Genomic DNA, 18,600 nt, shown 5'->3' with positions numbered 1-18,600 from the left:
CCTTTTCAGGCTAACGCGATTTAGCTCATGACAGGCATAAGATTTTACTAGATTTAGCGTTAATTTAACATAACAGCAATAACTAGCGTGATTATAAACTAAACTTAAAATTATATGCTAAAAATGAAAACCAAACTGCAAAGCTTGACTTTTGCCCTATTTTGTTCAGTTATCTACAGCAGTTGTAGCAAAGACAGTTTCCTGGACCAACCTGACCCTGAATTGGAAAAAATTGAAATTAAGGACATTACCACTGATGCTAGAGTAACCGTAAGCATAGAAAATCCAGATGGGGCTAATGGGCAGGAAGGCTCAACCAAATTAACTGACGGTGACAGCACGACGAAGTTCCTCGCAAAAAACTTTAAGACATTAGATATCAAATTCCAATTTGATACGGCGAAGCTTGTTGCGGGGTATGATTTTACCACAGGAAATGATTTTGACGGCCGTGATCCGATGGATTGGAAATTTTATGGGTCCAATGATGGTCAGACCTGGAAAGAACTGGATAGCCATATGGGCATGCAATTCAGAAAAAGAAGGAATACCTACAGTTTCTTTTTCAAGAATGAGGAGAAATTCACCCATTACAAATGGTCTATCTCAAAGCTTTACAATGACAATATGTTCCAGGCTTCAGAGTTCAGGCTGATCCAGATGCCACCTTCAAGTCAAAAACAGGAACCTATCCAAAAGATTGATAGCTTGACCAAAAACAATGTCTCCTTGGTTTTTATCAATCATTCCAATAAATCACAATTGGAATATCAGGAAAGATTGATGAACACTTACTTTACGGTCTATCCAAAGCTTCTCAATGATTTTAATCCGAATGCGAAAAAGAAAATGTACTTCATCATTGATCCTACTTATGATGGTGCTGCTTATGCCTGGGGTGAGGTCGTGGTTTTTGGCTTCAAATACATGGAAGGAAATCCGAAAGACGGTGATGTCGTTGTCCATGAGACCATGCACCATATACAACAGGATTATAAAGGTTCGGTACCTGGATGGCTAGTTGAAGGCATTGCAGACAATGTAAGGTATCATTATGGTATAGATGAACCTGATCCATGGACATTACAAGATTACAAACCAGAACATAACTATGATGGCAGCTATGGAATTACCGGTCGATTCCTGTTATGGATTGAAACACATAAGAACAAGAATTTTGTAAAAGAATTGAACAATGCCTTGATCAATGGCACTAACTACAATGATTTTTTTGTGCAATCGCTTGGAAAGAACATTCAAGATGTCTGGAAAGAATATGCACAGAATCCAGCAATCTAAATTCATCACATAAAAAATGGGCTATAATTTATAGCCCATTTTTTATGCCTCTAAAGTTGTTTTTATTTGCTCAAGGAATTTATTTCTGCAATTAAATCATCAATGCTCTGGTTCAACTTTTCATGACTTACATGCTGGAGATGGTTTGCCTGGTATTTTTTCAACTGCTCAAAAAATTGTACCAAGTTATTTTTAAACTCTTCGTATGTCAAATCTGTAGGTATGTATTTGGTTGAGGCTTCAATACGTTCTACCCGAGGATTCTCAATTGCAGGATATTGAATCCATTTTCCTGTATGATCCAGCTTAGGGATGTACTCCTCTTGCATCCATAAAATTATTTCATCTTTTGGTTGGGATAATCTCAAAAAATAATGTCTTGAATCTGATATTTTTAAACCAAACAAATTCACTGAGTAATCATATTCCTTTAAGAAATCAGACAACATTTGGTTGTTCATCAACACCTGAATAAGATTGAGTATCTTTTCATTTTTTTTCATCATACTATCAAAATATTATGTTTTTCACTTTCCTAAATATTTCTAAAATAAGGAATCCATTAGAGAAAGCATTAATTATTATTATTTTAACTATTGATTAATTTAATTGAACTACCTTATAGACAAATAAATATATAAGGCTATGGCAAGACAACACTATTTAAAGACCATTATTATTATCCTTTTCCCTATTTTTTTGAGTTCATGTGTTAAAGAAGGTATCCTCGATGAAGATATAGAACCAAAAAATCAAGCCTCAAAATTATATGTGGGGGAAACGCTTCAATTAAAGTCGAATGATAAAAACACGAAATGGAAAAGTTCAAATAAGTATGTTGGGACCATCGACGAAGAAGGTCTCTTTACTGCCCATCATATTGGAAAAGTAAAGATAAATGCAACAAATGAAGGTAAAAAGAACAGCACTGAAATAACCGTTATCCCTAAGATAACGGATATCCCAGAGCCTGTGATTAAATTTGGTGGCTCTAAGGAACAAATCAAAGATTTAGAAAAAAGGAATTTACTGAATGACTCAGGCCCGGCTCTTTCATTTGAAACTGATTCACCTTATGTGGAATCCTTGTATTATGTCTTTCAAGGAGGAAAATGCGCTTATGCAATTGTGCGATTTAAAAATGATCCAAGTATCGACATTGATTATATTCTGGCCTTTTATCAAGAGCGATATGAGGCAATAGGTACGGATAAAGATGATTATTACTTCACGGACCAAAAGCGGAAAATAGTGATAGCCGTATCTACTAAGGATCAGTTTAATGGGAGGTATGCCGTATATGAGAAAAAGAAAAGTTAACAATTGCAGAATTCATGCAATATTTCTTTTCAAAATCTGTTATTAATAAGATACAATTTATCGTCAATTATTAGGACTGTACATTTTATTGGATTTCACACTAATAAAAAATTAAACACGATTCAAAAGAAAATTCATTAAAGTTAATTTATCAAGCTTCTTGTTAGCGCTATGTTAACCTCGGATTATTTGTAAATTTTTTAATAACCTTTCTACATAATTGGCACAATATTTTCATAAGCGTATCCGTAGTTGTTGAACATTTGATAATTGTTTGAATCAAGGAGCACAATTCCAAAAGGTACTTTCCTTTTTCCAATAATAATCAACTTAAAAGGATTTTTCAATATGGTAAAGAACCAAAACTTTAATAGAGAAGCAATAATTAAAGAATTAAAGAAATTAGATGAAAAACACCGGGACTATCTTGAAAAAGATGGAAAATGGTTAATTGGGGGTTTTGAATCTATTATTAGCTATGATGGCAAAATCTCAACTATTCAGGGAGAACAAGTCACTTTGAAAAAAGAAATCTATATGATGTTACCGTCTGAAATTAGAGAAGAAATCGCTCAATTTATGGACGTAGAATAAGGCATTAGCCATTCTAAAAAAACATCTGTACTTAAGAGGAAGAACAGGCTATTAAAATTATAGCCTGTTCTTCCTTTTTCTGTATTAATTGCCCATTATTTAGTGGGAATTTATCCAATCCTCTCCCCTTTCTCCTATTAATCTGTATATTTATTAACACAGATGAATTTAATATATGGAAGAAACTAAATCATTACCAATTTTAAGCCCTGAAGAAATTAGAGTATTGGGATCATTATTAGAAAAATCTAAGACTACTCCAGAATATTATCCAATGACCCTTAATGGTCTGTTGACTGCCTGTAATCAAAAAAGTTCAAGAAAGCCCGTAGTTCAATATGAAGAAAATCTGGTTATCCAAGTTTTGGACGGATTGAAGAAAAAAGGATTGATTTCAACTGTTGTTGGTGGTGGTAGTCGAGTTACAAAATATAAACACAACTTGGCGATTCAATTTCCCTTATTACCCCAAGAATTAGCAATAATCTGTCTATTATTTCTTCGAGGACCTTTAACAGCTGGTGAAATCAATAGCAATTCTGGTCGTCTATATGAATTTGAAAATCTTGATGAGGTACAGGAACTCCTTCAAAAACTAAGTACCTCTAAACCTTTGTACATCAAACAATTATCAAAACGTCCAGGCCAAAAGGAAGTAAGATATATCCATCTCTTTGCAGACTTTGATGAGGATTCTTATGAGGAAGAGGCTCCCTCAAGTCCATCAACAACCAATAATACGGCAATTGCGCAGCTAGAAGAAAAAGTAGCCCAACTAGAAGAGCAACTTAATACCCTTCGGGCTGAATTTGATGAATTAATGAAGCAACTATCATAGTATGAAAAGATATTTTCTAATTTCTGCAGTTTGTCTTTTCGCCTTTCAAGCTTATTCCCAATCCTTTCAAACCCTAACTTCTGGTAACAAGGCTAGTTTTAGGGGGTTGGAAACCTATAAAAATAAGGTTGTTTGGGTAAGTGGAAGCAATGGAACGGTTGGAAGATCTATTGATTCCGGCAAAAGCTGGGAATGGATTTCGCCGAAAGGATATGAAAAATTTGATTTCAGGGATATTGAGGTTTTCAGTGCCAAAGAAGCAGTTATTGTCAGCGCTGGAGCACCTGCAGTAGTATTACATACGAAAGATGCTGGGAAAACTTGGACAGAAACATATAAGAATGAGGATCCTGCTATCTTTTTAGATGGAATGGACTTCAAGGGAAAAACAGGTTATATATTAGGTGATCCCATCAATGGACAATTTCAATTGCTGAAGAGTGACAATAAAGGCAAAACTTGGACAGATGTGACTGAAGAAATTCATTTGTTTGCGGAGCCCGGGGAAGCGGCATTTGCAGCAAGTGGGTCTTCTCTTCAGGTCATCAATGATTGGTTATATATTGGTACTGGAGGCACTTATTCAAGTTTGATGAAAAGAAGTGAAAAGGAAAGAAAGCTGGACGTTCAGGATGTTCCTATCTGGTCTGGTTCTGCCAGTACTGGAATATTTTCCATTGATTTCCTCAATGAGCGTGTTGGTGTTGTTGTAGGTGGAAACTATACCTCAGATAAGGACAACAGCAATAACATTCTTCTGACCCATAATGCTGGATTATCATGGGATAAACCTGAAATTCCAGTTCATGGATATCGATCGTCCGTAAAATACATTAGTCCTGAAATATTGGTTGCCACTGGAACATCGGGAACTGATATTTCCAAAGATGGAGGAAAGACATGGGAAAATATTTCGACTGAAAGTTTTAATGTCATTGCCGTTTCTTTCAATAAAAAGCTTATTTATTTAGCAGGAAGTAGTGGAAATGTTGTCGGATTGACTTTATAGAAAGATTATTAAAAATCAAAGCCCGATAAATGATATCGGGCTTTTTATATGTTCAATTTTTCCTTTTAGCTTACGGGCTCCAAATATTGCGCATAGCAATATCCTTCTTCACCATCTTTGGTTCTTACCAACCACCATTGATCATTGGCACGGCTAATTAAAGTAATGATTTCATCCTTCGCAGCTTTACCTACGATTGGTTGATCCGTTCCTGGACCTTTACGGATATTCAAATTACTACTTTCCGTAATTACACGTACTTGAGAACCTGCTACAGCAGATGATACATCCACATTCATGACCACATCACCACTTAAGAAATTAGGGTCAATTTGATTGTAGATATCCCACAATTTATTTTTCACATCTGCATTTGGTGCTGTACCTTGAACATGCAAAACACCATCTTGTTCTGCGATAGCCAAATCTGTCATTCCTGAAGCCTTTGCAGTATCAATTAAAACTTGATATTTCGATTGTAAACTCATATTATTTTCTATTTAACAGTTAAACCACTCATGTCTACTTTCTTCGGATTCAATGCATCCAGACCCATTTTCAGAGCTTGTACACGTGCTTGTTCCAATTCACCAGTTACCGTAATAACTCCGTCAGATACAGCGGTTTTTACCGAAGGAAAGTCTTTGGTAAAATCGGCTACTTTTGAAGTTAAGTCAGCATCATTGGTATTGATTTCAACAGGAGGCATCGTATTCACTACGATATTGTTTTGTACAGACTTTACAGCTTTGCTATCAGCAGCTTTTGCAGCATTTTCGATCTGCACTTTCTCATCTTCTGAATTTGCCGTTCCGTTTAGAGTAACCACTCCATCTTTCACATCAACGGTAATTCCAGGATTAGCCTGTACAGCAGTTTCTACTTTTGCTTTCAAGTCGGCGTCCGATATTTTGGACTTACAAGCGATTGTTCCGGTCATCAGGGTTCCGGAAACCAATGCAATAGTTAAGATTTTTTTAAGATTCATAAATCACCTTGTTTTTATTGGTAAATAATACTTAAATCTAAACAAAAATTACTCCTAAAAAGTTTTGACAATTATTTTTTTCATTTATTGTAAATCAATCTATACAAATTCTTCAACTTTTCTGTTTTCCATTACTGAAAATTGAATTTACAATATCCTCTCCCTTTAAAAACTTTGTAACATATCGCCATCTTTCACAAACAAAAAAACGAGCCATAAGCTCGTTAGATCTTCGTTATATATATCCTAATAAATTTTATTGATGATAATTGTTTTATTATTGAACTGAATTGATTCATTTACCTTTTTCCCAAACAAGATGCTCCCAATAGGTGACTCTTTAGAAATGACCATAAGGGTCTTCTCCTTAATTTTAACTGCGCCAATAGAGATCGCAATAAAGTAATCAAATTGGTCTGTTTGAACAATGCTACCCATTCTCACCAATTCCGAGGGATTTAAGTCTACTCCATTGATTTTATCCAGGTCAATTTCAGCCTGTTTCAGCTGATTTTGCAAGCGACTTATTTCCTGTTGGGCCATTTCCCTGGATGTTTCATATTTATCCCCCATACTACTTTTAGTATCATTCAGGATAGCATCTTGCGCTGAATCCATGGCTGATTTTATCTCTTCTACCCTATTTTTGCATTTATTAAAGCAGTATGCGACAACTTCTTCTTTATTCCAATTCATTTTTTATTATTAAACCAACAATATACAGCAATAAATAGAATTTATAGGAGGCTCTCGTAAAATCAAAATAAAAAAAGCGCCAATAGTATTGGCGCTTTCAATTAAAAACTTAATAACCATTCTATAAATGGATTTTATTAGTTTTCTAAAGCTTTTTTAACGTTTTCTGCTTTTCTTTTGGCGTCGTCAGATAATTCTTTTGTTTTATCACCTACTTTTTCTGCAGTGTTATCGATAGCTTCGCCAGTTTTTTGACCAGCTTCTTTTGTAGCATCTACTGCATTGTTTACACCTTCTTCAATTTTATCACCAGCTTTTTTCGCTGCTTCTTTTGTTTTTTCCCATGCTGATTTTGCATCATCTAATGCTTTTTGAGCAGCTTCTTCAGCCTTTTTATCGCCACTTTTTACTGCAGCATCTAAATCAGCTTGTGCTTTTTTTACATTTTCTTCAGCTTTTGCCAATTCAGCATCTGCATTTGCTTTCATTTCATCAATTGATTCATTTGTAGTTTCAATTGAATGATCTAATTTCTCACCGATTGAAGTATCTCCATCATTGTTTTTATCCATAGATGAATTATTGTTACATGCTGACAAGGAAAGTGCACATGCAACTGCTGCTAATACTGCGATTTTTTTCATGTTTCTAATTTGTTTGTGTAATAATAGTTTATTGTAATAATTATATACTGATTGCACTTTGCAATATTTATACCAATTTTTTGAAAAATATGGCAGCCATCCCACTATGGCTGTACATTTTTGTTTTTCAACTCCTTTTCCAAGCGGTCGACATGATCCGAGAGTTGTTTCAGCAATTTTAAATGGTTCACCTGCGAATCAAATAGCTGTTTAACCTCTTCCTCTAACAGTACATCTATTTTCTTATGCAAACTCCTGATTTCTAATTCAGCCTTTAGGTTTACCAGATAGTCATTCTCAGCCCGTTTTCTATCCTTTTCCTCCTGTCGGTTTTGGCTCATCATAATGATTGGAGCCTGTAGAGCAGCCAAACAGGACAAGACTAAATTCATCAAAATAAAAGGATAAGGGTCAAATCGGTCTTGCTTGATCATGAGCGTATTGAACAATATCCAAACGATCAATATCCCTGTAAATATTAAAATAAAAGACCAGCTTCCTCCAAATCGTGCTACCTTATCAGAAATAAGTTGCCCCCTATTTAGGTATTCATCTGTAGGATTAATAAGGTTATCAACGATTAATTTTTCTTCCTCAAATGATTTTCGAACGATTTCATGAAGCTTTTTTAGGTTTTCATCATTTTGGTTGATCATTTCCAAAATATCCTTATTCTTTACTTGATCAAGTTTAGCCATGGTTAATGAAATAAGTAATCAAATATATGGACTAAAACCAAGGAGAATTCAAATAGTTGGAAATTAATCAAAAAAAGCCCCCAAAATTGGGAGCTTTAAATAAACATATTTCAATTCAATATTTTTTAAGCTTTGGGATACACTGTTCCTTTTGCAGCCTCTAGGGTGTTCTTTAATAAACCAATAATGGTCATTAATCCGACACCTCCCGGTACTGGCGTTATCCAAGAAGATTTCGGAGCAACATGCTCAAAATCCACATCACCATAAAGTTTAAATCCTGATTTTGTTTCGGTCGAATTCTCCCTATTGATTCCCACATCGATAACAATAGCACCTTCTTTTACCATATCCGCAGTTACAAAATTCTTTTTGCCAATGGCTGCAACCACGATGTCACCTTGCAAAACCTCAGCTTTCAAGTCTTTTGTCCTACTATGTGTCAGGGTAACTGTACAATTTCCTGGATTAGAATTTCTTGCCAAAAGGATACTCATTGGGGACCCAACGATATTGCTCCTTCCAACAATGACTGCCTTTTTACCAGCTGTATCAATTCCGTAATGTTCCAACATCAACATGATGCCATAAGGAGTAGCAGGAATAAAGCAAGGTAGATTACGTTGCATTCTACCTAGATTGATTGGATGGAACCCATCAACATCTTTGCGGTAATCGATAGCTTCAGTAACTTTTTCAGGATCAATATGTTTAGGTAAAGGCAATTGAACGATCAATCCATCAATCGATTCATCTGCATTGATCTCATTGATCTTTTCCAACAATTCTTTTTCAGTGATATCCGTATCATAACGAAGATTGGTCGAGTCGAAACCAACTTGCTCACAATTTCTCATTTTGCTCGCAACATAAGTTTCACTACCACCATCGTTTCCAACTAAAATAGCTACCAAATGAGGTTTGCGGCCTAACTTCGCAGTAAGCTCTGCAGCCTCTCTTTTGATGTCTTCTTTAACTTTGGTTGATACTTCCTTACCGTCCAGTAAATTCATGATATATTTTATAGGTTGATTTTCTTAATCTAATTTCAGAACCGCCATAAATGCTGATTGTGGAATCTCTACGTTTCCAACCTGACGCATACGTTTTTTACCTTTCTTCTGTTTTTCCAACAACTTACGCTTACGCGAAATATCACCACCATAACATTTTGCAGTTACATCCTTACGCAATGCAGAAATGGTTTCCCTAGCAATGATCTTTGCTCCAATCGAAGCTTGAATACGGATTTCAAACTGCTGTCTCGGTAAAAGTTCCTTCAATTTCTCACAGATCTTCTTACCAAAATCATAAGCATTGCTTCTGTGTATCAATGAAGATAAAGCATCCACGGGTTCATCATTCAAACGGATATCCAATTTCACCAAGTCCGATTGCCTATAGCCGATTTGATGATAATCGAAAGATGCATATCCTTTAGAGATAGTCTTTAACTTATCATAGAAATCAAAAACGATCTCTCCCATTGGCATTTCAAACACCAATTCTACACGATCAGATGTCAAATAAGATTGGTTGACAATCGTACCGCGTTTCTGAATACAAAGGGACATTACAGGACCAACAAACTCAGCCTTTGTAATGATATTTGCTTTAATATAAGGTTCCTCGATACTGTCCAATTTACTTGGATCAGGAAGATCCGAAGGATTGTGGACTACGATCTCCTCATGATTTTTTGACAGGTAAGCTAGGTAAGATACGTTCGGCACAGTAGTAATAACTGTCATATCGAACTCACGTTCCAAGCGTTCTTGGATGATTTCCATGTGCAGCATTCCTAAGAAACCACAACGGAAACCAAAACCTAATGCAGCTGAAGATTCTGGTTCAAACACCAACGAAGCGTCATTTAACTGCAAACGGTGCATAGACTCCCTTAGCTCTTCATAATCTTCCGTATCTACAGGATAGATACCCGCAAACACCATGGGCTTAACTTCCTCAAAACCTTGGATAGCTTGAGCACAAGGACGATCCTTCTTCGTGATGGTATCCCCTACTTTTACCTCTCTAGCTTCTTTGATCCCAGAAATAATATAACCTACATCTCCGGTCTTAATTACTTCCTTAGGCACCTGGTTTAGCTTCAAGGTACCAACCTCATCAGCGATATATTCTTTGCCCGTAGCAACAAACTTTACACGGTCTCCTTTTCTGATCTCACCATTTTCAACTTTGAAATAGGCCATAATCCCTCTGAAAGAGTTGAATACGGAGTCAAAGATCAAGGCTTGTAATGGAGCTTCAGGATCGCCAACCGGCGCAGGGATACGCTCAATGATAGCAGTTAGGATATCAGGAATACCCATTCCGGTTTTACCGGAGGCAGGGATAATTTCTTCTCTCTTTCCACCGATCAATTCAACGATCTGATCTTTTACTTCCTCCGGCATAGCTCCTGGTAAATCCATCTTGTTCAAGATGGGAATAATTTCAAGATCATGCTCTAAGGCTAAGTATAGGTTGGAAATAGTCTGTGCCTGTATACCTTGAGAAGCATCTACGATCAACAAAGCACCTTCACAGGCAGCAATCGATCTAGAAACTTCATATGAAAAATCGACGTGACCCGGGGTGTCAATCAGATTTAACACATACGTTTGTCCATCTTTGGTATACTCCATTTGGATTGCATGGCTCTTAATCGTAATCCCTCTTTCACGTTCCAAGTCCATATTGTCCAACAATTGTGCTTGCGCCTCACGTTGGGTGATGGTATTGGTATACTCTAATAATCTATCGGCCAAAGTACTTTTCCCGTGGTCGATATGTGCGATAATACAAAAATTGCGTATATGCTTCATATAGGTTATTATGCCTTCAATTTAATTCGCAAATATAATTTTTTTAAGTGAGCTTTTTAGCTATTAAAATCATCTATTTCCGAATAATTGAAACATTTACCCCTATTTTTAGCAATACCGGAATTTACTGGGATTAAAGAATTTGCTTTTGACTAGGATTGAGAAGGAAGTATGAAAACCTCTTTCGGGAACAACAGATGGAAACATGTTCCTTTTCCTATTTCACTTTCCACCTCGATTGTAATATGGAGTCGGTCCGCAATCCGCTTTACAATGGTCAGGCCTAAGCCTGTTCCCTCATAACTATTGGCATTGGACATCCGCTTAAAGGAATCATAAATGGTACTCAACTCCTCCTTCGCGATCCCTATACCGTTATCTTGGATGGTATAACGGACAAATTCATGCTTGAGGCTAGAAGAAATGGTTACAACGGGCTTTGCTACTTTTGCACTATATTTAATGGCATTCCCTATTAAATTCTGGAACAATTGGTACACAATACTTCTTTCACCATAAACTGGAAGAATATTACCATATATCACTTCAGTTCCAAGGGCATTATAGCGCAATTGACTGAAGTTCACAATTTGCTTAAGGAATTCTTCCACATACACTGGTTCCATACTGTACTGATAGTCTTTCACCTTAGAAAAATCATGAATACTCTTCAGCAGTTCAGAAATGACTTCCACGGCCTCTTTCGTGTTCTTCAGCATCTTCAGTTTCAGGTCATTTGTCATTTCCGGTCGTTGAAGGAGCATCTGGGTAGAGAGGTTAATTGCTGATAAAGGGTTTTTAAGATCATGGCTCACCGTATGGGCATAGTTATCCAGTGCCCTATTCAGGTCGATCACCTCTTTGTTCAGCTTTACGATTTCTTGAGAAAAATTCTTATTGCTCTGGATGATCAGATTCCTTAACCGCTTAATAAAATAAATCTCATTATCGCGCCAAGGGTCGCAGATCCCAACGGTAGTTTGATGCCAAATATCGAGGACAGGATGTTCTTCCCTTTCAAATGAATCATTCGGTAGGTTCATTTTGATCCTAGATTCGGGTTTGGCTACCCACTTCCTTTTGAACTCTTTCTCCTTCCTAAACCAAAGCACACTGCAATTCTCCTCCAACTCAACTTTAAGTGCAGCTAAGCCGACAAATCGCTCTGAATCCAACCCTAACTCTTCACCATGATTTAATATAAACTCAGCATCAAAGAAGATTGAATCCTTTGATACTCTGGAAAGAAGTCCTTTAATATCTAATACTTTATCAAAACCAATGGAGATATTGTAGGTATAAAGCTTACCATTAATCAATATTAGCATAGCATCTGCTTTGGCATAATAGCAGAGCTCTTTATCCAAACTCATTAAAGCTTCAGCAAGGTTATTTTTCAGGATTAACTTTTCCTTCAGCTGAAGCTCAAAATTCCTAATATCATCCTGAAAGTCCTTGATCTTATTCTTTTGTTCCTCTTCATAACGGTAAATAGCCATTTGAATAAAGTACACCATGGCCTCTCGTTTTAAGAGGTTTATTTTCTTTCCCTTTTTACTTTGACAAAAAATATATCCCCAAATCTTTCCATCAATCTGCAAGGATACACTAAGGTTTGAATTGACTCCATCGCGAATGAGATAATTTGCATGGATCGGAGAAATCATCCTGATATTTGTCTGTGATAGATTGGGCTTAAAATTATCTTTAGTTACGATCTTTATGGTTTTACCATTGACCTGAGCGGTATAGCGGTGGAAATTGACCGAATGAATGTTTTTAGCATGCTTAAAAATATCCATATCAGGATAATAACAGCCTAATATTTTTTCCAAGTCTGAATTCTCAATACTTTCCGCCAATACATAGCCATCTCCATCACCGACATATTGAAAAACCCTTACCCGATCAAATCCAGAAATCTTCGAAATATAAGAACTGACTACCTTCCAGATCTTTCCTTTGCTTTCACTTAATAGCTTATCTACAATTTCAAACTTTGGAAAAAAAACATTCGAGTCCTCAAATTTCTTTTCAAACTCTAAATAGATGTTGTTATTGAATAAATAGATATTTAGATAATATGGTTCTCCTTGGATGACCAATTCCAATAAAACCCGTTCATTGGTTTCATTTATAACTTGATCAACTGCAATTTTTATACTGACTACGTATTTCGAAAAATATGCAGTTAATATCTCCCATAAATTAATTCCTAGATAAGTGGAAACAGGATTGCTTAACCAAACATCACAGTTCTCACTACCTGCAATGAGGTTATAGTCTAAATCAACAATCAATAAATAACCGAACTCCTGAATCCCTTCACTGAGATTCAATTGTTCTTCCTCAAGAATAATCCGATTATCCATTTAATTAATTCATAGTTAGTTTGTACTTTTTTCCTGGTTTGGCCAGATGTTTTTCAAACAGCAGTTAAAATTAGAAAAAAGAAATCAAGTTTAAATATATTCAAACTATATTTTTATTGATATTGAGTATCAATAAATAACAACCTTTCAATTCAAACTCCTTAATTGTTTATTTCCAACAGGTTATCGGAAGTATGGAATGAATATGAATTCATTAAATAAAACACTCAAGGTTAAAAGTTCTCATTCCATAAACAATGCTGAAAATCTACCTAAATATTGAATTACTAAATGAATACTCAAAAGAATTCATAGCATTGAATTCTTTGCAGTAGGCTATTGGGCAATAAAAAAGGAGTTGCCAAAAGACAACTCCCGAATATTTCTAAATGAGGTTGGATTATTCTGCCAAACTAGGCACTTGTACCAATTCACTAGTATCTTTATCGTAATCGATATTATCAAAGTTGAAACCAAATAGTTGGAAGAAATCATTACGGTAACCAACGATATCAGAGATCTCTTCTAAGTTTTCCGTTGTTGCCTGTTCCCAAAGTTTTGCTACCTCTTCTTGAACATCTGCTCTCATTTCAAGATCGTCAACACGGATCCTGCCTTTTTCATCCAAAGGAGTTTCTACATTATTGTATAATCTTTCAGCAAACAATCTTTGCATCTGCTCGATTGTTCCCTCATGGATTCCTTTTTCCTTCATCACTTTATACAATAATGAAATATACAAAGGAACCACTGGAATTGCAGAACTAGATTGTGTAACCAATGCTTTGTTTACAGAAACATAGGAGATACCGTGCAAATCTTTCAGAATTTCATTGATGGTTGGAACAGTTCCTTCCAAATCATCTTTAGCACGCCCGATTGTACCATTTCTATAGATAGGATAAGTCAATTCAGGGCCGATATAAGAATATGCAACAGTTTTAACGCCTTCTGCTAAGACGCCTGCAGCTTTAAGGTCTTCAATCCAGAATTTCCAATCTTCACCACCCATTACAGCAACCGTATTTTTGATGTCATCATCTGAATCAACAGGTTGAATGCTTATATCTGATACAACACCAGAATGGAAATCAACAGTTTTATTGGTAAAAGCCTGATCGATTGGCTTTAATACTGAAGCATGTTGAACTCCAGTTTTTGGATGTGTACGACGTGGAGATGCCAAAGAATAGACAACCAAGTCAACCTGTCCAAGATCTTTTTTGATCAATTCAATGGTTTGCGCTTTGATCTCATCCGAGAAAGCATCGCCATTGATACTTTTTGCATATAAGCCAGCAGCATGAGCTTCTTTCTCAAAAGCAGCGCTATTGTACCAACCTGCAGTACCTAATTTGCCTTCAGATGCTGGTTTTTCAAAAAACACTCCGATAGTTGCTGCTCCTGAACCGAATGCAGCACTGATGCGTGAAGCAATCCCAAATCCGGTAGATGCACCGATTACCAATACCTTTTTAGGCCCGTTTTTAATCTCGCCTTTAGATTTTACGTAATCGATTTGGTTTTTGATATTCTCTGCCGCTCCTTCTGGATGCGCTGTCAAGCAGATAAAACCTCTAGTTCTTGGTTGAATAATCATATTGCTAAATTCTCAATTTGAATAATTTTTACAAAAGTAGTTAATTTTTCAAGTAAACTGCCTCAAAATATCCCCCTTTAATCCTTTTGTGGACCTTGCAACCTAATGCTCAGAAGGTTAATGGCACTCGTTACTGTTTTTTTATGAAATCTTGATAGAGTAAGTTAATAACTTCTTTCGACATTACAATATCTTCATTTCGATCAATCGTTGGAATGCAACCATTGGTTATCACGACAAAACCGAACTTTTTCTTAGGCTCAAAAAACATGTTGCTATAAAGGCCATAGGCTGAGCCAGTATGTCCGATCATATGTTCCCCAGGAATTAATTGATAGGTCTCTAATAATGCTAAGCCATAATTTTCCTTTGGAGATAAGCCCTTTTGCATTTTTTGCGAACTTGCTTTGCTGATGATTCGCTTCTTACCTAATTTCCCATAGTTCATATGCATCTGCATATATTTCCCTAGATCATGTGCCGAGATCTTCATCCCCCCAGTTGGTGAAAAAACAGGTGTACTCACTCCCATCGTATAATTCCTGATCTCCTCAGATCTTGGATAGTAAGCAGCACTTTGTTCATCATATTCACCATCTATTTTATCATACAATTTTGCAAATCGACTTTGGTCTAATGAGTCTACACAATATCCCGCATCCAATTTTAATGGATTCAGTATTTGTTGTTTGATATAGTTATCAAATCGAATTTCAGTTAATCTCTCCAATACTGCCCCAATGATATTGAAGTTCAAGTTACAGTATTCATAATCGGTTCCTGGTTCATAACTGTTATAGGATTTCTCCCATTCTTTGTTCTTTGTGGTATCCAGAACATCAAAAGTAAAATAACCATTATAATCATTTAAACTGGAACGATGTGATAGCATCATTTCCAATGTTATTTTGGTATCAGGAAATTTAGGATTTCTTATTTTAAATCCAGCCAGATCACTGATATCATCATCCAACGAAACCTTTCCTTGTTCTACAAGTTGCATAATTGCCGTAGAACTGAACGATTTGGAAATCGAAGCAATCCTGAAAAGGTCATTTGTGGTTAATGGAGCTTTTGTTTCTAGGTCCTTATAGCCAAAAGCCTTTTCATAAACAGGTTTTCCATTTTTTACAACCACAATGGCCAAGCCTACGGCATCATATTTATCCGTTATTTTTTTAAGGTCAGATTCAAATGAAGCACTTTGCGCCATGGCGCCAGTGCTCATAGAGACCGCAGCAAATAGACAAAATAGGCTCTTGAACCTTTTTAGATTTATTTTCATAGTAGATTATATTATTGTTAGTAGATATTTTAAGCCAAATGCGACCAACATACCAAGTCCAAAACTTAACAAAGTTCCGATCAGTACATACTCTGTAAATTTTGTATCCTTCGCATTCGTTAGGTCCCCGAACCTAAATATTGATTTAGCTGCCAGCAAGAACCCAATCCCCTCATTCAAGCCAAGCAGCACAAAGCCCAATATCATTGCTCTTTCCAAGATTCCAATAATGGTCCCGGCATCAAATAAGGTTTCTTTTCGCTTACTGTTGAACTCAACTTCCTTATTCCACTTGCTGAAAAACACACGGATCACAATTGGTATTACAAATACGATCAACAATATGGCTATGGTATAGAGCAGCACATGGTTCCAGTTCATATTTGTTAAAATATCCTGGAAGGCAGCCATATTATTAAAATAATAGACAGCAAAAATACTCGCTATATGCAAGGCTTGGTCTACCAGGAAAATTCGGACAGGATTCGAGGGCCATTTTTGTTCCCAACCTATTTTTAGGCTGTCGATAGCTAAATGTGCCGCAACCAGGAAAAGGATACTTTGCCATTTATTGCCCAGATCATTGATAAAAAATAATATCAATAGACCTGCATGCACCGCAACATGATAAAACAAATATTGAATATGTGTCCTACGTTTATCAACCCACGATTTCGGCTGAAAAACAAAATCCCCTAAAATGTGGGATATCAACATTTTAAGCAGATCAATTAACATAGGCCTTTAAATCTTTTGTGCAATAATCGATTACTTGGTTCATCTTGGAATAATTCGCTTTACTAAGTTCTGTACTCACTTGGCTCTGGTGCTTTCTCCCGATGATCTTCGTCAATTCAGTCTGGTTGGCATTGGGATAGTCCATTGCTGCCTGAACTGTTTCAGCCATATTGGGAGTCCATTGGTCCGTTAAGCGGGTTGTCAAAGTTAATATTAAATTCAAGCGCTCATCCAGATCCTTCCATTGCGATTTGAATTCCAAACTTTCCTTAGTCAGGCTATCCAATGATTGACCTGAAAAAACAAAAGCCTCTCCGCTCGACTTCTTTATATCTTTATCAATGAAATCAACCTTCCCCACTCCTATTCCTATTCGGATATCCATTCCTTCCAATTGCCTCATTTCTGACTTTAAATAAAATATCGCCTGAAAGCAGGCCTCAATAGGCACCTCGGCCTGAAAACTATCCCCACGAAAAATATCATAGGTCAGTGCATGTTTCTTGATGCCCCGCTCTAACCTCGGAAGCCATTCTTTCGCATCATGCGACCTTGAATGCACTACATCTCCTGTTAATATGACATGGTAACTCATGGCTGTCTTTTTATTAATCATCCAATATAATGATATTTCTTATTATCATCAAAATAAATGATAAACAAATTTATCATTAAAAACGATGATATTTTTAATTATCACTGAAATAAATGATAATTTTATTTATCAGCTCATTGGATAATAAATTATTGACCCTAGGGCAAAACGTAGATTAAACAATTATTTATTAAATTGTGTTCAACTAAATAAAGCTTATGGGAAACTATGCAAAAAGGCTAACGGCAAAAAGCAATTTCAAACTAAATGAACATCCCACCAGTATAAAAGATGAGATAACAAAGGATGACGCAAAGCTTGAATTAAAGGAATTAAGAAAGAAAATAGCTGCTCTTCAGGACAAAATGTATGCAGATGACCGATATTCAGTTTTGATTTGTCTGCAAGGGATGGATACTTCTGGTAAGGATTCCTTGATTCGAGAAGTCTTCAAGGAAATGAATGTACGCGGGGTAGTTGTTGAAAGCTTCAAAACACCAACAGAAATCGAACTACAACATGATTATTTATGGCGACATGAAATCAAGTTGCCAGAAAAAGGGAAATTCACGGTATTCAATCGGACCCATTACGAAAATGTATTGGTAACAAGGGTACACCCTGAATACCTTCTGAACGAAAGGATTCCTCATATCACTGATCCTCAAAATTTACCAGATGATTTTTGGGAAATGCGCTTCCAGCAAATCAACAACTTTGAAGAACGATTGACACAAAATGGTATGATTGTCTTCAAGTTCTTTTTGAATGTCAGCAAGGAGGAACAACGTGACAGACTTCTGAGCCGATTGGAGGAGGAAGAAAAAAACTGGAAATTCTCTCCTGGAGACTTAAAGGAAAGAGCACTGTGGAGTAAATATATGGAATGCTATGAGGATGCCATCAAGAATACCAGCAAAAAACATGCACCTTGGTATGTTATTCCTTCAGATTCTAAACCAATCAGTAGATTCTTGGTCGCAAAGATTATTTACGAAGTACTTTCAACATATAAGGATATCAAATATCCTGAAATGCCAGAAGAGATCGAAGAACACAAGAAAAAATACAAAGAACAGTTGGAAGCCGAATAGCT

The 18,600-nt window shown here is 36.2% G+C and carries 19 protein-coding genes; 6 read left to right on the top strand and 13 right to left on the bottom strand.

Going from position 1 to position 18,600, the window contains the following annotated elements:
- Nucleotides 1-123: 123 nt before the first annotated feature.
- Nucleotides 124-1,299 (top strand): basic secretory protein-like protein, encoded by a 1,176-nt coding sequence (locus NLF99_RS05600; RefSeq protein WP_254527057.1) that lies wholly within the window; start codon nt 124-126, stop codon nt 1,297-1,299.
- Between the two features lie 62 nt (nt 1,300-1,361).
- On the opposite strand, the gene NLF99_RS05595 is transcribed toward NLF99_RS05600, so the two are convergent.
- Nucleotides 1,362-1,805, bottom strand: coding sequence for a hypothetical protein (locus NLF99_RS05595; RefSeq protein WP_254527054.1), 444 nt, complete (start codon nt 1,803-1,805; stop codon nt 1,362-1,364).
- Between the two features lie 139 nt (nt 1,806-1,944).
- Between NLF99_RS05595 and NLF99_RS05590 the strand changes: the two genes are divergently transcribed.
- The 4 genes from NLF99_RS05590 (at nt 1,945) to NLF99_RS05575 (ending at nt 5,060) form a co-directional block, all read left to right on the top strand.
- Nucleotides 1,945-2,619: an Ig-like domain-containing protein gene (locus NLF99_RS05590; RefSeq protein WP_254527052.1), complete on the top strand. Its 675-nt coding sequence runs from the start codon at nt 1,945-1,947 to the stop codon at nt 2,617-2,619.
- 348 nt (nt 2,620-2,967) lie between these two features.
- Entirely contained in the window at nt 2,968-3,213 is a 246-nt protein-coding gene (locus NLF99_RS05585) for a hypothetical protein (protein ID WP_254527051.1), read from the top strand.
- A gap of 175 nt (nt 3,214-3,388) precedes the next feature.
- A complete protein-coding gene (locus NLF99_RS05580; RefSeq protein WP_254527050.1) occupies nt 3,389-4,051 on the top strand; it encodes a YceH family protein in 663 nt (220 codons plus the stop codon).
- Between the two features lies 1 nt (nt 4,052).
- Nucleotides 4,053-5,060 carry a YCF48-related protein gene (locus tag NLF99_RS05575; RefSeq protein WP_254527048.1) on the top strand — a complete coding sequence of 336 codons (1,008 nt, stop codon included), beginning with the start codon at nt 4,053-4,055 and terminating at the stop codon, nt 5,058-5,060.
- A gap of 65 nt (nt 5,061-5,125) precedes the next feature.
- On the opposite strand, the gene NLF99_RS05570 is transcribed toward NLF99_RS05575, so the two are convergent.
- From NLF99_RS05570 to NLF99_RS05515, 12 genes are all read right to left on the bottom strand, one after another.
- Nucleotides 5,126-5,548 (bottom strand): SH3 domain-containing protein, encoded by a 423-nt coding sequence (locus NLF99_RS05570; RefSeq protein WP_185214392.1) that lies wholly within the window; start codon nt 5,546-5,548, stop codon nt 5,126-5,128.
- Between the two features lie 8 nt (nt 5,549-5,556).
- Nucleotides 5,557-6,048: a BON domain-containing protein gene (locus NLF99_RS05565; RefSeq protein ID WP_185214391.1), complete on the bottom strand. Its 492-nt coding sequence runs from the start codon at nt 6,046-6,048 to the stop codon at nt 5,557-5,559.
- 246 nt (nt 6,049-6,294) lie between these two features.
- Entirely contained in the window at nt 6,295-6,744 is a 450-nt protein-coding gene (locus NLF99_RS05560) for a hypothetical protein (protein WP_185214390.1), read from the bottom strand.
- 137 nt (nt 6,745-6,881) lie between these two features.
- A complete protein-coding gene (locus NLF99_RS05555; RefSeq protein WP_185214389.1) occupies nt 6,882-7,388 on the bottom strand; it encodes a hypothetical protein in 507 nt (168 codons plus the stop codon).
- 104 nt (nt 7,389-7,492) lie between these two features.
- Entirely contained in the window at nt 7,493-8,086 is a 594-nt protein-coding gene (locus NLF99_RS05550; RefSeq protein WP_185214388.1) for a DUF1003 domain-containing protein, read from the bottom strand.
- A gap of 125 nt (nt 8,087-8,211) precedes the next feature.
- On the bottom strand, nt 8,212-9,099 hold the full coding sequence (locus NLF99_RS05545; protein ID WP_185216231.1) for a bifunctional 5,10-methylenetetrahydrofolate dehydrogenase/5,10-methenyltetrahydrofolate cyclohydrolase: 888 nt from the start codon (nt 9,097-9,099) through the stop codon (nt 8,212-8,214).
- A gap of 24 nt (nt 9,100-9,123) precedes the next feature.
- Nucleotides 9,124-10,914, bottom strand: a complete 1,791-nt coding sequence (gene lepA / locus NLF99_RS05540) for a translation elongation factor 4 (RefSeq protein WP_185214386.1) — start codon at nt 10,912-10,914, stop codon at nt 9,124-9,126.
- Nucleotides 10,915-11,066: 152 nt separating this feature from the next.
- Nucleotides 11,067-13,286, bottom strand: coding sequence for an ATP-binding protein (locus tag NLF99_RS05535; protein ID WP_254527046.1), 2,220 nt, complete (start codon nt 13,284-13,286; stop codon nt 11,067-11,069).
- Between the two features lie 400 nt (nt 13,287-13,686).
- Nucleotides 13,687-14,886, bottom strand: coding sequence for an enoyl-ACP reductase FabV (fabV, locus tag NLF99_RS05530; protein WP_185214384.1), 1,200 nt, complete (start codon nt 14,884-14,886; stop codon nt 13,687-13,689).
- Between the two features lie 130 nt (nt 14,887-15,016).
- Entirely contained in the window at nt 15,017-16,171 is a 1,155-nt protein-coding gene (locus tag NLF99_RS05525) for a serine hydrolase (protein ID WP_254527045.1), read from the bottom strand.
- Between the two features lie 6 nt (nt 16,172-16,177).
- A complete protein-coding gene (locus tag NLF99_RS05520; protein WP_237219460.1) occupies nt 16,178-16,888 on the bottom strand; it encodes a DUF3307 domain-containing protein in 711 nt (236 codons plus the stop codon).
- A gap of 10 nt (nt 16,889-16,898) precedes the next feature.
- A complete protein-coding gene (locus NLF99_RS05515) occupies nt 16,899-17,525 on the bottom strand; it encodes a hypothetical protein (RefSeq protein WP_185214382.1) in 627 nt (208 codons plus the stop codon).
- 197 nt (nt 17,526-17,722) lie between these two features.
- Here NLF99_RS05515 and NLF99_RS05510 point away from each other — a divergent pair, with 197 nt between their 5' ends.
- The gene (locus tag NLF99_RS05510) at nt 17,723-18,598 is read left to right on the top strand and encodes a PPK2 family polyphosphate kinase (protein WP_254527043.1); all 876 of its coding nucleotides are present in this window, start codon (nt 17,723-17,725) and stop codon (nt 18,596-18,598) included.
- Nucleotides 18,599-18,600 lie beyond the last annotated feature (2 nt).

Source organism: Sphingobacterium sp. LZ11T8 (assembly GCF_024261425.1).
Lineage (GTDB): Bacteria > Bacteroidota > Bacteroidia > Sphingobacteriales > Sphingobacteriaceae > Sphingobacterium.
The sequence above is the reverse complement of the archived record's forward strand: the minus strand, read 5'-3'. Positions and strand labels throughout refer to the sequence as shown.

Bases quoted from the DNA above. Each gene is read 5' to 3' on its own strand.
- NLF99_RS05600 (WP_254527057.1), top strand. From the start codon at position 124: ATGAAAACCAAACTGCAAAGCTTGACTTTTGCCCTATTTTGTTCAGTT.
- NLF99_RS05595 (WP_254527054.1), bottom strand. From the start codon at position 1,805: ATGATGAAAAAAAATGAAAAGATACTCAATCTTATTCAGGTGTTGATG.
- NLF99_RS05590 (WP_254527052.1), top strand. From the start codon at position 1,945: ATGGCAAGACAACACTATTTAAAGACCATTATTATTATCCTTTTCCCT.
- NLF99_RS05585 (WP_254527051.1), top strand. From the start codon at position 2,968: ATGGTAAAGAACCAAAACTTTAATAGAGAAGCAATAATTAAAGAATTA.
- NLF99_RS05580 (WP_254527050.1), top strand. From the start codon at position 3,389: ATGGAAGAAACTAAATCATTACCAATTTTAAGCCCTGAAGAAATTAGA.
- NLF99_RS05575 (WP_254527048.1), top strand. From the start codon at position 4,053: ATGAAAAGATATTTTCTAATTTCTGCAGTTTGTCTTTTCGCCTTTCAA.
- NLF99_RS05570 (WP_185214392.1), bottom strand. From the start codon at position 5,548: ATGAGTTTACAATCGAAATATCAAGTTTTAATTGATACTGCAAAGGCT.
- NLF99_RS05565 (WP_185214391.1), bottom strand. From the start codon at position 6,048: ATGAATCTTAAAAAAATCTTAACTATTGCATTGGTTTCCGGAACCCTG.
- NLF99_RS05560 (WP_185214390.1), bottom strand. From the start codon at position 6,744: ATGAATTGGAATAAAGAAGAAGTTGTCGCATACTGCTTTAATAAATGC.
- NLF99_RS05555 (WP_185214389.1), bottom strand. From the start codon at position 7,388: ATGAAAAAAATCGCAGTATTAGCAGCAGTTGCATGTGCACTTTCCTTG.
- NLF99_RS05550 (WP_185214388.1), bottom strand. From the start codon at position 8,086: ATGGCTAAACTTGATCAAGTAAAGAATAAGGATATTTTGGAAATGATC.
- NLF99_RS05545 (WP_185216231.1), bottom strand. From the start codon at position 9,099: ATGAATTTACTGGACGGTAAGGAAGTATCAACCAAAGTTAAAGAAGAC.
- lepA (WP_185214386.1), bottom strand. From the start codon at position 10,914: ATGAAGCATATACGCAATTTTTGTATTATCGCACATATCGACCACGGG.
- NLF99_RS05535 (WP_254527046.1), bottom strand. From the start codon at position 13,286: ATGGATAATCGGATTATTCTTGAGGAAGAACAATTGAATCTCAGTGAA.
- fabV (WP_185214384.1), bottom strand. From the start codon at position 14,886: ATGATTATTCAACCAAGAACTAGAGGTTTTATCTGCTTGACAGCGCAT.
- NLF99_RS05525 (WP_254527045.1), bottom strand. From the start codon at position 16,171: ATGAAAATAAATCTAAAAAGGTTCAAGAGCCTATTTTGTCTATTTGCT.
- NLF99_RS05520 (WP_237219460.1), bottom strand. From the start codon at position 16,888: ATGTTGATATCCCACATTTTAGGGGATTTTGTTTTTCAGCCGAAATCG.
- NLF99_RS05515 (WP_185214382.1), bottom strand. From the start codon at position 17,525: ATGATTAATAAAAAGACAGCCATGAGTTACCATGTCATATTAACAGGA.
- NLF99_RS05510 (WP_254527043.1), top strand. From the start codon at position 17,723: ATGGGAAACTATGCAAAAAGGCTAACGGCAAAAAGCAATTTCAAACTA.